This is a genomic window from Microbacterium lacticum (genome assembly GCF_006716815.1).
GTDB lineage: Bacteria > Actinomycetota > Actinomycetes > Actinomycetales > Microbacteriaceae > Microbacterium > Microbacterium lacticum.
The window spans coordinates 75,447-88,099 of the sequence record NZ_VFPS01000005.1 but is presented as its reverse complement, the minus strand read 5'-3'; the positions used below and the strand labels follow the sequence as shown (position 1 = coordinate 88,099).

The 12,653-nt window shown below is 70.6% G+C and carries 16 protein-coding genes, 1 tRNA gene and 1 pseudogene; 3 read left to right on the top strand and 15 right to left on the bottom strand.

Features of this window, described 5'->3' with window-relative positions; translation table 11 throughout:
- Positions 1-7 precede the first annotated feature (7 nt).
- Positions 8-274 carry a hypothetical protein gene (locus tag FHX68_RS12735; protein WP_141920272.1) on the top strand — a complete coding sequence of 89 codons (267 nt, stop codon included), beginning with the start codon at positions 8-10 and terminating at the stop codon, positions 272-274.
- A 214-nt stretch (positions 275-488) separates the two neighbouring features.
- On the opposite strand, the gene FHX68_RS12730 is transcribed toward FHX68_RS12735, so the two are convergent.
- The 3 genes from FHX68_RS12730 to FHX68_RS12720 form a co-directional block, all read right to left on the bottom strand.
- Positions 489-564, bottom strand: a tRNA-Arg gene (locus FHX68_RS12730).
- A gap of 70 nt (positions 565-634) precedes the next feature.
- A complete protein-coding gene (locus FHX68_RS12725; RefSeq protein WP_141381421.1) occupies positions 635-1,309 on the bottom strand; it encodes an asparagine synthase in 675 nt (224 codons plus the stop codon).
- A gap of 57 nt (positions 1,310-1,366) precedes the next feature.
- Positions 1,367-1,666: a DUF5684 domain-containing protein gene (locus FHX68_RS12720; protein ID WP_229661639.1), complete on the bottom strand. Its 300-nt coding sequence runs from the start codon at positions 1,664-1,666 to the stop codon at positions 1,367-1,369.
- A gap of 214 nt (positions 1,667-1,880) precedes the next feature.
- Here FHX68_RS12720 and FHX68_RS12715 point away from each other — a divergent pair, with 214 nt between their 5' ends.
- Complete coding sequence (locus FHX68_RS12715; RefSeq protein WP_141381420.1) at positions 1,881-2,084, top strand: hypothetical protein; 204 nt, start codon at positions 1,881-1,883, stop codon at positions 2,082-2,084.
- 147 nt (positions 2,085-2,231) lie between these two features.
- Here FHX68_RS12715 and FHX68_RS12710 read toward each other — a convergent pair whose 3' ends face one another.
- From FHX68_RS12710 to FHX68_RS12655, 12 genes and pseudogenes are all read right to left on the bottom strand, one after another.
- The gene (locus FHX68_RS12710; RefSeq protein ID WP_141381419.1) at positions 2,232-3,182 is read right to left on the bottom strand and encodes an aldose 1-epimerase family protein; all 951 of its coding nucleotides are present in this window, start codon (positions 3,180-3,182) and stop codon (positions 2,232-2,234) included.
- Positions 3,183-3,201: 19 nt separating this feature from the next.
- Entirely contained in the window at positions 3,202-4,230 is a 1,029-nt protein-coding gene (locus tag FHX68_RS12705; protein ID WP_141381418.1) for a zinc-binding dehydrogenase, read from the bottom strand.
- On the bottom strand, positions 4,230-5,105 hold the full coding sequence (locus FHX68_RS12700; protein WP_141381417.1) for a sulfurtransferase: 876 nt from the start codon (positions 5,103-5,105) through the stop codon (positions 4,230-4,232). Before FHX68_RS12700 ends, FHX68_RS12705 begins: the two co-directional genes overlap by 1 nt.
- A gap of 58 nt (positions 5,106-5,163) precedes the next feature.
- Positions 5,164-6,054: an FtsX-like permease family protein gene (locus tag FHX68_RS12695; RefSeq protein ID WP_141381416.1), complete on the bottom strand. Its 891-nt coding sequence runs from the start codon at positions 6,052-6,054 to the stop codon at positions 5,164-5,166.
- 138 nt (positions 6,055-6,192) lie between these two features.
- A complete protein-coding gene (locus FHX68_RS12690; RefSeq protein ID WP_141381415.1) occupies positions 6,193-6,669 on the bottom strand; it encodes a hypothetical protein in 477 nt (158 codons plus the stop codon).
- Entirely contained in the window at positions 6,666-7,103 is a 438-nt protein-coding gene (locus FHX68_RS12685) for a hypothetical protein (RefSeq protein WP_211345088.1), read from the bottom strand. The genes FHX68_RS12690 and FHX68_RS12685 overlap by 4 nt, the downstream gene beginning before the upstream one ends.
- The gene (locus FHX68_RS12680) at positions 7,081-7,275 is read right to left on the bottom strand and encodes a hypothetical protein (RefSeq protein WP_141381413.1); all 195 of its coding nucleotides are present in this window, start codon (positions 7,273-7,275) and stop codon (positions 7,081-7,083) included. The genes FHX68_RS12685 and FHX68_RS12680 overlap by 23 nt, the downstream gene beginning before the upstream one ends.
- 113 nt (positions 7,276-7,388) lie before the next feature.
- Positions 7,389-8,066 (bottom strand): ABC transporter permease, encoded by a 678-nt coding sequence (locus FHX68_RS12675; RefSeq protein ID WP_141381412.1) that lies wholly within the window; start codon positions 8,064-8,066, stop codon positions 7,389-7,391.
- Between the two features lie 170 nt (positions 8,067-8,236).
- A pseudogene (locus FHX68_RS12670) lies at positions 8,237-8,950 on the bottom strand (ABC transporter ATP-binding protein); the annotation flags it as partial.
- Positions 8,947-9,603 carry a PadR family transcriptional regulator gene (locus FHX68_RS12665; protein ID WP_141381411.1) on the bottom strand — a complete coding sequence of 219 codons (657 nt, stop codon included), beginning with the start codon at positions 9,601-9,603 and terminating at the stop codon, positions 8,947-8,949. The gene FHX68_RS12665 and the pseudogene FHX68_RS12670, both read right to left, overlap by 4 nt.
- Positions 9,604-9,758: 155 nt before the next feature.
- Positions 9,759-10,832, bottom strand: coding sequence for an FUSC family protein (locus tag FHX68_RS12660; protein ID WP_141381410.1), 1,074 nt, complete (start codon positions 10,830-10,832; stop codon positions 9,759-9,761).
- A gap of 507 nt (positions 10,833-11,339) precedes the next feature.
- Positions 11,340-12,314, bottom strand: a complete 975-nt coding sequence (locus FHX68_RS12655; RefSeq protein ID WP_141920012.1) for an IS481 family transposase — start codon at positions 12,312-12,314, stop codon at positions 11,340-11,342.
- 121 nt (positions 12,315-12,435) lie between these two features.
- On the opposite strand from FHX68_RS12655, the gene FHX68_RS12650 reads away from it, so the two are divergent.
- On the top strand, positions 12,436-12,627 hold the full coding sequence (locus FHX68_RS12650) for a hypothetical protein (protein WP_229661623.1): 192 nt from the start codon (positions 12,436-12,438) through the stop codon (positions 12,625-12,627).
- The last annotated feature ends 26 nt before the right edge of the window (positions 12,628-12,653 follow it).

Genomic DNA, 12,653 nt, shown 5'->3' with positions numbered 1-12,653 from the left:
GGAGTCGATGAACAACTCCCTGAAGCACGGCGCGCACCTCCCGATTGACGACCCGCAGAAGCGCCCGCGTCGCGGATGGATCGCCCAGTTGATCTCCCTCGTGACCATGGCCGTCGCGACAAACACGCGGAATATCATCGCCTGGCTCATCGACCAGATCGGCGTCTCCTCGATCTCGACAGCCCTGGTCGAACGAACCCGCCGCCGCGACCTGACCCACGGCTGGACCACCGCCCCAGCAAACGCGCCGCCCGAGACTGCCGCAACCGCCTAAGACGAACCACCCGGCGAGAAGCGGCGCGCCAGCCTGCCCAGAAACACGCCCGAGACGACGCCTACGCCACGCCAGCGGCCAACACACGCTGTACCACAGCGCATCGAACGATCAAAGGCACGACGACGAAGGCCGGACGTCTCGTCATCCGAGAAATCCGGCCTTCATCATCCATCCGTACAAACGAGATCACCTCATCCGTACAAATGGCCTATGGTGCGCCTGAAGGGACTCGAACCCCTAACCTTCTGATCCGTAGTCAGATGCTCTATCCATTGAGCTACAGGCGCGGGCACACGACCCGAAGCGGGCCAGGGAATAGCTTAGCGCACCCGTCGGCGTCCGCCGAATCGGGGGCGCTCACTCCATCTCGCCGGGGTCGACTTCGCCGGGAGCGAGGGCGCCCGCGCGCTCGACTTCGGGCAGCTGACCCGACTCGCGCAGACGCCGCTGCGTCTTCGCGGTGCGCCGGTTCGCGCGGAGCTTCGGCAGATCGACGAGCCGCAGCGCCTGCATCCGCGCCCCGCGCATGCGCTCGTAGTCGGGTTCGAGATCGGGGCGGGATGCCTCGATGCGCAGCACCCGGTCGATGTTGCCGGCGACCTCGGCCCAGGCCGCGTCACGGGCATCCGCGATGAGCTTGTGCAGCTCGACATCGTCCTCCGCCCGGGCACGGAGCTCGGTCGCGACGTGGAGCGACTGCTTCTCGCGCCGGCGGAGGTTGCGCACATCACGACTGCGGTAATCGTGAGTGCCGTCGGAGTCGGAGTGACGCGTGCGCGCACGCTTGCGCTCACGCTCGGTACGCGCCGCGTCGGCCTCGGCCTCGGCGGCGAGCGCCTCGAGCGCGGCACGCGCCTCGGGCACGTAGCGCTCGGCGTCGAAGTCCTCGCCGTCGGCGAGGGTGTGCACGAGGATCGTGTTCTTGAGACTCAGCCGCGTGGCCGCCGACGCGATGTACAGCCCCTCGGCGACGACGTCGCGCGTGCGCACGCGCTTCTTCTTGCCCGTCTTGCCCGTCCGCTGCTCGACCACGACACCCCCTCGAGTCGATCCTAGGGAACCGGCCCGCCGGGCGGGGAGACGGGGCGCTCAGATCGGCCGCGTGTAGCGATCCGAGCTCAGCCCGATGATGAAGTACCCGACCGGCGCGATCAGCCAGAGCAGGAGGAACGAGAAGAACGCCCCGTGCCCGAACCCGCGCCCGATCCGCGCCGCCACGATGATCGAGAACACGATGTTCACGATCGGCACGAGCACGAGCAGCCCCCACCACGCCGAGAACCCGGCGATCTTCACCTGGATGAACCAGTTGACGACGGGGATGAACGCGAGGATGCCGAGGTACCCCGCCTTGCTGAACACGCGCCACATCGCCACGGCGAGCAGCACGTTTTAGGTGAGCGCGAGCACCGTGCCCACCCCGTTGCCGAAGTACTGCTGGAACTGCTCGAACGACGGGTCCACGGCGAGAGTCATGGCCACACAGTAAGCCATATCGCCGCCGGATAGCACGGTGGATGCCACGCTGACAAGCCCTTGCCGCAGGGCGTGCCCGCTCGTACCGTGAAACGTGAACCACTCTCCCAGCAGAAAGGAACGGAACATGGGATTCCTGGACGACGCGAAAGACGCCGCCGAGACTGCGGGCCGCAAGATCAAAGAGGCCTACGAAGACACCGCCGACCGTATCGGCGACAAGGTCGACGAGGTGAAGGCCGACCACGAGGTCAAGAAGGCCGAAGCCGAGCGCGAATCGGTCAAGAAGAAGAACGAGGTCAACGCCGAACTGCGCGGCGACAACGACTGAACCCCTCCCCGGCACGCCCGACGAGAACCACTCGGTGAGATCTCACCGGGCGAATGTGAAGGGCCTCGGAGAGTACTCCGGGGCCCTTTGCACTGCCCGGCGCGGGCGAAGCGGGGGGCGCCCGGCTCGCGCGAGCCGACCGCGCCCCTACAGCGCGGCGATGCGCCAGGATGCCTCGGCCATCGCGCCCGGCGCGAGGGAGAGCAGACCGGCGTCGAAGTCGTAGCGGCCCGCGTTGAAGGCATCCGGAGCGCACGTCATCGGCTCGACCGCGAGCCCCGCCCGGTGGAACGGCTGCGCCGCGCCGCCCGGGAGATCCGCGGTGTGCACCTGCACCCAGGCGCAGGCGGCATCCCACGACAGCTCCACGCCGGTGCCGCTCGGGTCGGTCAGTCGCACCCGCGCGATCCCGTCGGCGCCCCGATCGAGGTCGGTGTAGGCGTGGTCGATCTCGGCCGCACCGAGCCGGCGCGGTGCGCGCCAGTCGAAGCGGGCGGGGTCGTACGCGGCGACGTCGTGCAGGGCGAGTGGGATGAGCCGGTCGGCGGTCACCTCGAGTACGCGCGCGGCCGGCAGCTCGAGCGTCCAGTCATCGAGCGGTGCAGAACCGGCGACGAGATAAGGGTGCGGGCCGGTGCCGAACGGCGCGGCATCCGTTCCCACGTTCTCCGCGCGGACGGTCTGCGTGAGGCCGTCCGCATCGAGACGGAACGTCGTCTCGATGCGGAGGTACCAGGGGTACGCGGTCTGCGGCACGATCTCGGCCGCGAGCGTCACGGCATCGGCCGACTGCTCGACGGGCGCGAAGTCGAGCCAGGCGGCGAGGCCGTGCAGCGCGTGCCCGCGGCGCGGCTCGGTGAGCGGCAGCTCGAACTCACGGCCCTCCAACGCGTACCGCCCGTCGACGACCCGGTTCGGCCACGGCGCGAGCAGCGCGCCGCGGAAACCGGGGCGCACCTCGTCGGCGTCGAACGGCACGATGAGGTCGCGTCCCTTGTGGCGGAGCGTGCGCACGGATGCCCCGATGCTCGCGATCTCGGCGACGTAGCCGCCGGAGCGGATCTCGAACGACGTGCCGGAGCGAGGCGTGGAGGTCATGCCTCCATCCTCGCGCAGCTCACGGGCGGAGCATGACCTTGAGCGCCTCGCGGCGATCCATGAGCGCGTAGCCCTCCGCGGCCCGCTCGAGCGGCAGCTCGACGTCGAAGACGCGCCCGGGGTCGACGGTGCCGGCGAGGATGCCGGGGAGCAGCCGGTCGATGTACGCGCGCACCGGGGCGACACCGCCGGTGATCGTGACGTTGCGGTTGAACTGCACGCGGCCGATCGGCCCGTCGGTGTACTGCGGCACCCCGACGCGGGCGATGCGGCCGCCGTCGCGCACGACGCCGAGCGCCTGCTCATACGCCGGGAGGTGCCCGACGGCCTCGAGCACCACGTGGCATCCATCGCCGTCCGTGAGTTCCCGCACCGCCTCGATGCCCTCCTCGCCGCGCGCAGCGACGACGTCGGTCGCCCCGAACTCGCGGCCGAGGTCGGTGCGGGCCTCGTGGCGGCCCATCAGGATGATGCGGTCCGCGCCCAGTTGCCGCGCCGAGAGCACGGCGAGAAGGCCCACCGCCCCGTCGCCGATCACGGCGACGGTCGTGCCCGCGCCGGCGCCGCCGGTGAGCGCGGCGTGGAAACCGGTGCCGTAGACGTCGCTGAGGGTGAGGAGCCCCGCGTAGTGCTCTTCCCCGGCATCCACCGCGAACAGCGTGCCGTCGGCGAGCGGCGCGCGCAGGAGCTCGGCCTGGGCGCCCTCGGATCCGAGGCGACTGCGCAGGCCCGCGACGCGGCACGAGGTCTGCAGCCCCTCGCGGCAGAAGTCGCACACTCCGCAGGAGAACACGAACGGCACGATCACGAGGTCGCCGGGCTTGACCGTGGCGACGTCGGCGCCGACCTCCTCGACGATGCCGAGGTACTCGTGCCCCATCGAGACGCCCTGCGCGCGCGGCTTCATCGAGTGGTACGGATGCAGGTCGCTGCCGCACACGCACGTGCGCACGAGCCGCAGCAGGGCATCGGTGGGCTCTTCGATGCGGGGGTCGGGGGCGTCGATCACCCGGACGTCGCCGGGCTCGTACATGTAAACGGCTCGCATCAGTCCAGTCTGCCCGTTCCGGGCTCGTCGCCGGTGGCGATTGGCCGTCCGGGGGTGTTCGACCACTGGCTCCACGAGCCCGGGTACAGCGCCGGACGAAGGCCCGCAAGCGTCAGCGCGAGCGCGGCGTGCGACGCCGTGACGCCCGAGCCGCAGTAGACGCCGATGGTGGGGTCGGCGGTTTCGGGGGCACCGGCGCCCGTCCCGACGAGGTCGGCGTAGCGTTCGCGGAGCGTCGCGGCGGGCAGGAAGCGTCCGTCGGGGCCGAGGTTGCCCGTGGTCGGCGCGTTGCGGGCGCCGGGGATGTGCCCCGCCGCGGGGTCGATCGGCTCGACCTCGCCGCGGAAGCGCTCGGGCGCGCGCACGTCGAGGAGCACGCCCTCCCCCGCCAGCGCGGCGGCCTGGTCGATGTCGAGGCGCGGCAGGCGCCCCGCCGCGAGAGTGATGTTTCCGGGTTCGGGCGCGGCGGTGCCGGTCTCGAGCGGCAGGCCGGCGTCGCGCCAGGCACGCCAGCCGCCGTCGAGCACCCGCACGTCGACGCCCGCGTCGGCGAGCATCCACCACGCCCGCGCCGCGGCGAAGGAGTTCCAGTCGTCGTAGACCACGACCGCCCGGTCGTCGTCGAGCCCCCACCGCCGCGCCGACGCCTGGAAAGCGGCCGGGCTCGGCAGCGGGTGGCGGCCCTCTTCCGGCTCGCCGTGAGCCGCGAGCTCGTCGTCGAGGCTCACATAGACCGCGCCCGGCACGTGCCCGGCGCGGTACGCCTCCCGCCCGTCCGGCGCATCGAGCCGGTAACGCACGTCGAGCACGACCGGCGGGGCATCGGATGCCAGCTGTGCGGCGAGCTCGTCGGGATCGATCAGCGGGGTCGTCATGCCTCGACGCTACTGCGCTCCGTGGCATCCGTCTTCGCCGAGCGTCCGCGCTCCGCGGCTACGCGATCGCCGTCCGGCGCGTGAGGTCGGGGCGACGCGGCGGCACGAGCCACGAGACGAGCGCGATGATCACCGGCAGCGCGACGCCCAGTGCGAGGATCGACACGATGCGGCCGGGGCTCGCGGCGGCATCCCGACTCGCGATCCGCGGCGCGAGACCGAGCCGTGAGATCGCGCGGGCGAGCTGGGCGATGATCCAGTGCCCGCCGAGGATCACCCCGAGCTGCAGCAGGATCGGTCCCGCGATGATCCCCCAGATGCACACCTGACGGCGCGCGTCGCCGCTCGGCACGAACGGCTCGGCGTTGATGGCCGAGAGCCAGACGGCGGATGCCACGGTGAGGGCGATGCCGACCGCGATGAGCAGCGTGCCCCAGAGCGGCCTGCTCACCCGCACCGAGACCGGCCGCCGCGCTCCCCGGAGCGCGGCGATGACCTCACCGCGGGTCGCTGCTCGGGCGGGGGCGATCGCGGCGATCGTCCCCACGATCGTCGCGAAGACGATGACGGCGACGAGGAGCCCCCACGGGATGTGCACACCCCAGAACGAGCTGACCGCGCCGTCGTCGAGCAGGTGCAGCGCGAGGATGCCGAGGCCGACCCCCAGCGCGGCTCCGACGACCCCGCCGACGACCCCGAGCACCGTCCCCTGCAGCGCGACCACACGGAAGACGTCGGAGCGGGATGCCCCGACACTCGCCGCGACGGCGAGCGCGCGCTGCTGACGGCGGGCGCTGACCGAGAAGGCGGCGCCGGCGAGGAGCACGACGAGGTAGCCCGCGAAGACGGCGGCCGCCGACAGCAGGGCGACGATCGACCAGAGGTAGGCGTCGCCGGCGGGCGCGGGAATCTGGGGGTTCGCGACGAGGTCGCGGTCGAACACGACCATCCCGAGCTTGACACGTACGTGTCAACGCTGGGTCGCTGCCGTCGGCCCCGGATGGGATCACAAGGGCGGAACGTGCGGGCATGGCTGTGGCCCCGACTGATACTCACGCCGGGGCCACAAGTAGTGCGGGGATCGGACTTAGAGCTCGAAGATCTTCGTCAGCTCGTCCGATATGAGCACGGTGTGAGGGAGGTCCTTCAGCTCCTCCGGATCCACCTCGATACCGCGCACTCGTGCCGCTTCCGCATATGCCTCCCAAGGGAATGACTCGCCGTTCGCTCCGTCTGCCCGAACGAGGTCAAGAACTTCATGGATCACGTCCGGCGCGGCGCGTTTCCAACTCACGGGCCTCACCCACCCATGCTTGAACGAGCTCACTCCACGGTCCATGTCGAGGCGCACCATCGAGTCATCCGACATCCGCACGTACTGCGTGATCTTCATGCTCATGGTGGGCCGTTTCGCGCCGACGAGCGGTTCATCAAGCTCGCAGATGATGACCAGCCCGGTGACAGACAGCTCTGACAACACGAAAGATCGCCGCTGGGGTGCTGCCCAGTACTCCTCGGCTGGGCGCAGAGGGACGTACCGGATCTCCTCGCCTTCTTCGCTCATGCTGGGGAGCAGTTCAGATCCTTGGCGGGCCCATCTTCCCAGCCGAACGGGTCATAGAAGTCCTTCAGTGCGGTGTCGACACGGCCGCGCCAACCGGTGGAATTGTTGTTCGCGCATGCCTTGTGGGGAGTGGCCCACCGTCCCGTTCCCGATCCTGGCTTCACATCCGGGGCGCGGTCAGTCTCTTGGGTGATCCATGTACAACCGAACTGGCTGCAGCCCAGAGCCTGCAGTTCGACAGTGACCGTTCCCGTCGCCGGGCAGTCGCCACCGTCCTTGACCCAGTACCCATGGACGGAGGCTTCGTTGTTCGTCACGTGCGGGTAATCGGCTTGTCCATGCCAGTCGCACCCCCACCACGACACCAGAGGGGTGATGACGGGCTCGGTTGAGACTGGCTCCGAGACATTTTCAGCATGAGCGGTCGAAACCATAAACGGCCTCCGCTTCCGCTACCGAGACGTACCGCATCTCGGGATCGCTCGCGATCTGAGCCGCCACGTCATCAGCCGGTGGTGCCGGTTCAACCTGCGCCGCGCTAGCAGGCCCCGGGACCGCCATCATCAGGGCAAGCGCCGACACGGCGGCGAGCCCGAGCATCTTCACGTTCCGCATTTTCTGTCCGTTCTGTAGGTGTCTCCCCCTGCCACCTAGGACTCTGCCATCGGCCAGACTCCGCCGAAACACCCCATTGGGGGGGTATCACCATCGCGAGCTAATCACGGCAACTCAGAAGCACGGTCATTTTCCGCCGCGTTCAGCCGGGAGATGTCGCTCCGGGCCGGATGCCACGTGGGCAGGTACCAGCGCATCTGCTGCACGTCGGTCTGGAGGGCGCGGGTCTGCGCGGTCGCCGGGAGGAAGATGGTGACGGCGGCATCCGTGTCTTCGGCGCGGGAGAGCACCCCGCTGATCGTGTAGCTGCCCTCCGGCCCGGTGAGGGTGACCGTGTCGCCGATCGCGACACCGAGGCGCTCGAGCGCGCCGGGTGAGACCATCGCCTCCCGCAGTCCCGCGGCCGCGCGACCCTCGCGCAGCAGGAATCGGCCGCGCAGCACGTCGGCGCTGGCGTCGCCGATGACGGCGCGCACGGGAGCGATGCCGCTCGCGGTGCGGACGGTCGCCGATCCGACGCCGATCTCGATCGCGTCCCGCCCGGCGAGGGAGGGCGCCGCGCTCCCGGGCAGCGGCTGCTGCTCGTGCGTCGGCTCACCGGTGCGTGGGTTGCGGTCGATCTCGATCGACAGCGGCTGATCGTCGTACTGCGTGAGGGAGGGATCGGGCCCGTTCACGACCGCGACCCATGCGGCCGCGGCGCCGAGTTCGGCGTCGATGCGTTCCGCCGTCGTCGGCTGTCGCCCGTCGGCGTACACGAGCACACCGGCGACGAAGGCCATGGGAAGGGCGATCAGCGCGATGACCAGCAGACTCGACGCCCAGGCACGGAGCGTCTGACGGCGCGCCAGGCGGAGACTCGCCCGCCACCGCGATCCGAGCCCGCGGGTGCCGGTGCGGGCCGGCGCCGCCGGCGAGGCATCCACCGTCTCACGCTCGAGGAGCGTGCTCGTCGCGCACCGGCCAGCAAGGCGTCCGCGCCGCCCCGCCGGGACTCATCGACGATCCGGCCGTCGCGGAGGAACACGATGCGGTCGGCCCACGCGGCGTGGCGTGCTTCGTGGGTGACGAGGATGCCCGCGGCGCCCTGGTCGACGCGCGTGCGGATCATCTTCATGACCGCCTCACCGGTGACCGAGTCGAGGACGCCGGACGGCTCGTCGGCGAGGATGAGTCGCCGCCCGCCGACGACCGCGCGCGCGATCGCGACGCGCTGCTGCTGGCCGCCGGAGAGGTCGTCGGGGTAGGAGTCGACCTTGTCTTCGAGACCGACCGACGAGAGCGCATCCCGACCCGCACGGCGCGCTACGCGGGCTCGGAAGCCGTCGAGCTCCAGCGGCAGCGTCACGTTCTCGAGAGCCGTGAGGGTCGGGATGAGATTGAAATCCTGAAAGACGAAGCCGAGCGAGCGACGCCGGAGCGCGGCGAGCTGACGAGCGGATGCCGTGGACAGGTAGGTGTCCTCGACGACGACCTCACCCGAGGTCGGCTGCTGCAGGCCACCGGCGATCGAGAGCAGCGTCGATTTGCCCGAGCCCGAGGCTCCCATGATGGCGACGAGCTCGCCCTTGTCGACGGTGAGGTCGACCCCCGACAGCGCCGACACGGCGGTCTCGCCCTCGCCGTACTGCTCCGTGACGCCGACCAGTCGCAGCACGGCGCTCATGCGCGGGCTCCGGGTGCGGTTGCGGTGGTTGCGGGTGCGGTTTCGCCGACGACCGTGGCCGTGGCATCCCTCTTCGCGGGGCGTCCGCGCTTGGGCTTCTCGTGCGACAGCGAGAGGGCCATCGCGTGCTGCGGGTGGCGGGCGAGGCGCTGCTCGGTGTGGTCGATGAAGCGCACCTCGGCCTCGGCGGCGAAGATCATCGAGTCGACGACGAGCGACCACGCCAGCTCCTCCGGACCGTCGGGGTCGCCGCCGGCGTACTTGGCGCGGTTGAGCTGCTGCAGCTGCGCCAGCGACGCCGTGCGCTGGGTCTGGATGACCGCGGCGACGTCGACGCCGGGGAGGGTCGCGGCGACGGCGAGCTTGATGGCGAGCTCGTCGCGGGTGCCGGCGGGACGCTCGACCGGCGAGGCCAGCCACGCCGCGACCTCCGCCGACCCGGCATCCGTGATCTGCCAATACACGTGACCCTGCTCGTCGACCTCACCCTTCGTGACGAGGCCGTCGCGCTCGAGCCTGTCGAGCGTGTTGTAGATCTGACCGACGTTGAGCGGCCAGGTCGAGCCGGTGCGGCGGTCGAACTCGGCGCGCAGCTGGTATCCATAACACGGTCCCTGATCGAGGATCGCCAACAGGCTCTGACGTACCGACATCCGCTTCTCCGCTCTGAGGTGGGTGCATACCCGGAATCTCATTTCTGAGTATATGCATACCCGGTATGGAGCGGCAATGCGCGGTGTGCGAGGTCGCCGTTTCGCTTCCGTCGGCGCGCGGTCGGCTCCGCCGGCGGCCCGCGCGGGTGGGCGCGTCAGTCGGCGCGCAGGCGCACCGTGAGGGCGGCGACCGTGCCGACGGCGGCGCCGACGAGTGTGTCGACGACGCGCTCGAACGCGAGCGGCATCGAGCCGGCGTCGCCGGTCGCGGCGCCGATGATGAGCAGCGCGAGCGGCGTGATGAAGACGAGGGCGAGTGCGTAGTGGCGCACGACGACCAGTTCGATCACGAACTGCAGCAGCCCCAGCACGATGCCGAGCGCCCAGACCGGCAGCGGCAGGAACGCGAGGGCGAGATAGAGGGCGGCGCCGACGATCGTGCCGACGGTGCGATGGATGCCTCGTGTCGCCGCGTCGCGCCGGCCGACCGGCATGCCGACGACGGCGATGCCGGCGCAGACGATCCAGTACGAGCGGTGCGGATCGACGATCGCCGCGGCGGCGACGCCGACGATCCCGACGATCGCGGCGCGCTCGGTGAGCGTGCGCGCGACGGCGCCCCACCGGCGCGGGAACAGGTCGCGCAGCGGCCGGGCGGGCTCGGCGCGGTAGCGCGGCACGAGCAGCGGCGCCGCGACGAGCAGGCACGCGAACACCGAGGATCCCGCGACGACGGCGAGGTAGATCCACGGGCCGACGGCGCGCGCCCCGTCGTGGACTCCGGTCACCTGGGCCGACAGGCCGAAGACGAGCACGAAGAAGACCGGGCCGGGAGGGCCGAGCGAGACCCAGCCGACGACGGCGGCGGATGCCACGGTCAGCATGAGCACGCCGACGAGCACCGCGACGACTCCGCCGCCCGCGGCGAGGGTTCCGGCGGCGGCGCACGCGAAGAGCGCGAGCGAGACGAGGGGCGCGAAGCGCGCGCGTTCGCGGGGCCGCAGCCATCCGCCGTAGATGACCGTGAACGCGCCCGTCGCCGCGAGGAGGGCGAGGCGCTCGTATCCGAGCAGGGCGAGCACGACGATCAGCACGGCCATCGCCAACCCCGCCTGCAGCGCGAGGGGGCAGCGCCTCCCCCGCGACGGCCCGAAGCTCGCCAGGCTCCGCGCGACGTGCCGCGCCTCGGCGCGGGCCCGCTCGGAGAAGGACGGCATCGCAGAACTCACCCGTCCATTGTCTCGCGCCGCGCGGGTGGGGGCCGGCGGCGGGGTGGGGTTGGGGGCACCCTCCGAGGCATCCACCCGCCCGAACTGCAAGGGATCGCGCGCGACACGCCGCAGCGTGCGCCCCGATCGCGGCGTGTCGCCCGGCAGGCCTTGCAGTTGCGCACCTGAGCCAGCCGGGTGTCGGCGCCCGGCCCCCGAGTCATCCACCCACCCGAACTGCAAGGGATCGGACGCGACACGCCGCAACGTGCGCCCCGATCGCGGCGTGTCGCCCGGCAGGCCTTGTAGTTGGGTACCGGGGGCCGGACGCGGCGGCGACGCGCAAGCTCCGAGGCATCCACCCACCCGAACTGCAAGGGATCGGACGCGACCCGCCGTGGCGTGCGCGCTGAGCGCGGCGTGTCGTCTGGCGGGCCTTGCAGTTGCGCACCGGGACGTCAGCGGCGACCGGGCTCGGGACGGGGTCGGACTGGCGAACCAGAGGGGCGAGGCATCCACAGCAGGCGCCTAGATGTACTGACCTCGACCGTTGTTGATTCGGTCGATGGGGGTTTTGCCTCCGATGCCGAGGTGGTGCCTGTCTAGGTTGTAGTAGTCGAGCCAGGTCGTCAACCCTGCTTTTCGGTCGTCGTTCGAGCTCCAGGGGCGGGCGTAGGCCCACTCGGTGGCGAGGGTGCGGTTGAGGCGTTCGACTTTCCCGTTGGTCCAGGGGCAGTGCGGTTTGATGAACCGCTGTCGGATGCCGTGCGCGTCGACCACGGCCTTGAACGCGGCCGAGTGGCGGTAAGCGAACGCGTTGTCGCTGATGACGCGTTCGACTGTGACGCCGAGGCGCGCGTAGAACGCGATCGCGCGGTCGAGGACGCCCGCCGCGGTGGTGCCTTTCTCGTCGTCGTGGATCTCCGCGTAAGCAACTCGGGAATGGTCGTCGATGACGGTGTGCACGTAGTCGTAACCCAGGCCCCGCTTGCGCGCAGGACGTTGCCCGCGGCCATGCAGACGCCATCCGCCGCCGTCGGGGATACGGCCGAGTTTCTTCACATCAACGTGGATCAGGGACCCGGGATGATCATGCTCGTAACGCTGCGCGGATCGGCGGGTCGCGCGGATCACGGACCCCGTGACCGGGTCCAGCTCCCGCAGCAACGGCACGTGGTGGCGGCGCAACACCCTACCGACCGTTGAGGCCTGCAAGCCGAGCTTGTCAGCGATGAACACCGGCCCACGCCGAGTGAGGTGCCGCATGATCCGCACCCTCGCCTCCACGCACGCTTTGGTCTGGCGAGGGTGGGAGCGGGCGACGCTGGAACGATCGATCAGGCCCGCCGGGCCGCACTCCCGGAACCTGCGCCACCACCGCCACGCGGTCGTGCGGGAGATCCCCATTTCCGCGGCAACATGCGCGACCGCACGCCCCGACTGGATGCGCTGAACCATGATCAACCGGCCGGCCGGAGTCAGCCGGGCATTAGCGTGAGACAAGAGAGACCTCCGTGCGTTTGAGCTGAAGAACTTAGACAGCTCCAACTCGACCCCGGAGGTCTCTCCTACGTCAACAACGATCTGGGTCAGTACACCTAGCCGCCGTCGGTACGGTCGAGGCATGGATGCCCCGGCCGAACCCCTCTCCGTCCTCACCGACGAGGGGGTGGCGACCTTCTCTCCCCGCGAGCTGCGCGCGATGCGCGACGAGTTCCAGCGCTTCCTGCTCGAGTACCAGTTCGGGCTGCGCGAGGTGGAGACGAAACGGCGCCGCCGCCGCTCGACGACGCCGCCACGCTGCTCGCGCGCCTGAACGCGCTGCCCTGGACCGACGACGCG

Excerpts from the sequence above, each read along its gene's own strand:
- FHX68_RS12735 (WP_141920272.1), top strand. The coding sequence starts at position 8 with ATGAACAACTCCCTGAAGCACGGCGCGCACCTCCCGATTGACGACCCG.
- FHX68_RS12715 (WP_141381420.1), top strand. The coding sequence starts at position 1,881 with ATGGGATTCCTGGACGACGCGAAAGACGCCGCCGAGACTGCGGGCCGC.
- FHX68_RS12710 (WP_141381419.1), bottom strand. The coding sequence starts at position 3,182 with ATGACCTCCACGCCTCGCTCCGGCACGTCGTTCGAGATCCGCTCCGGC.
- FHX68_RS12705 (WP_141381418.1), bottom strand. The coding sequence starts at position 4,230 with ATGCGAGCCGTTTACATGTACGAGCCCGGCGACGTCCGGGTGATCGAC.
- FHX68_RS12700 (WP_141381417.1), bottom strand. The coding sequence starts at position 5,105 with ATGACGACCCCGCTGATCGATCCCGACGAGCTCGCCGCACAGCTGGCA.
- FHX68_RS12695 (WP_141381416.1), bottom strand. The coding sequence starts at position 6,054 with ATGGTCGTGTTCGACCGCGACCTCGTCGCGAACCCCCAGATTCCCGCG.
- FHX68_RS12690 (WP_141381415.1), bottom strand. The coding sequence starts at position 6,669 with ATGAGCGAAGAAGGCGAGGAGATCCGGTACGTCCCTCTGCGCCCAGCC.
- FHX68_RS12685 (WP_211345088.1), bottom strand. The coding sequence starts at position 7,103 with ATGGTTTCGACCGCTCATGCTGAAAATGTCTCGGAGCCAGTCTCAACC.
- FHX68_RS12675 (WP_141381412.1), bottom strand. The coding sequence starts at position 8,066 with ATGGCCTTCGTCGCCGGTGTGCTCGTGTACGCCGACGGGCGACAGCCG.
- FHX68_RS12665 (WP_141381411.1), bottom strand. The coding sequence starts at position 9,603 with ATGTCGGTACGTCAGAGCCTGTTGGCGATCCTCGATCAGGGACCGTGT.
- FHX68_RS12650 (WP_229661623.1), top strand. The coding sequence starts at position 12,436 with ATGGATGCCCCGGCCGAACCCCTCTCCGTCCTCACCGACGAGGGGGTG.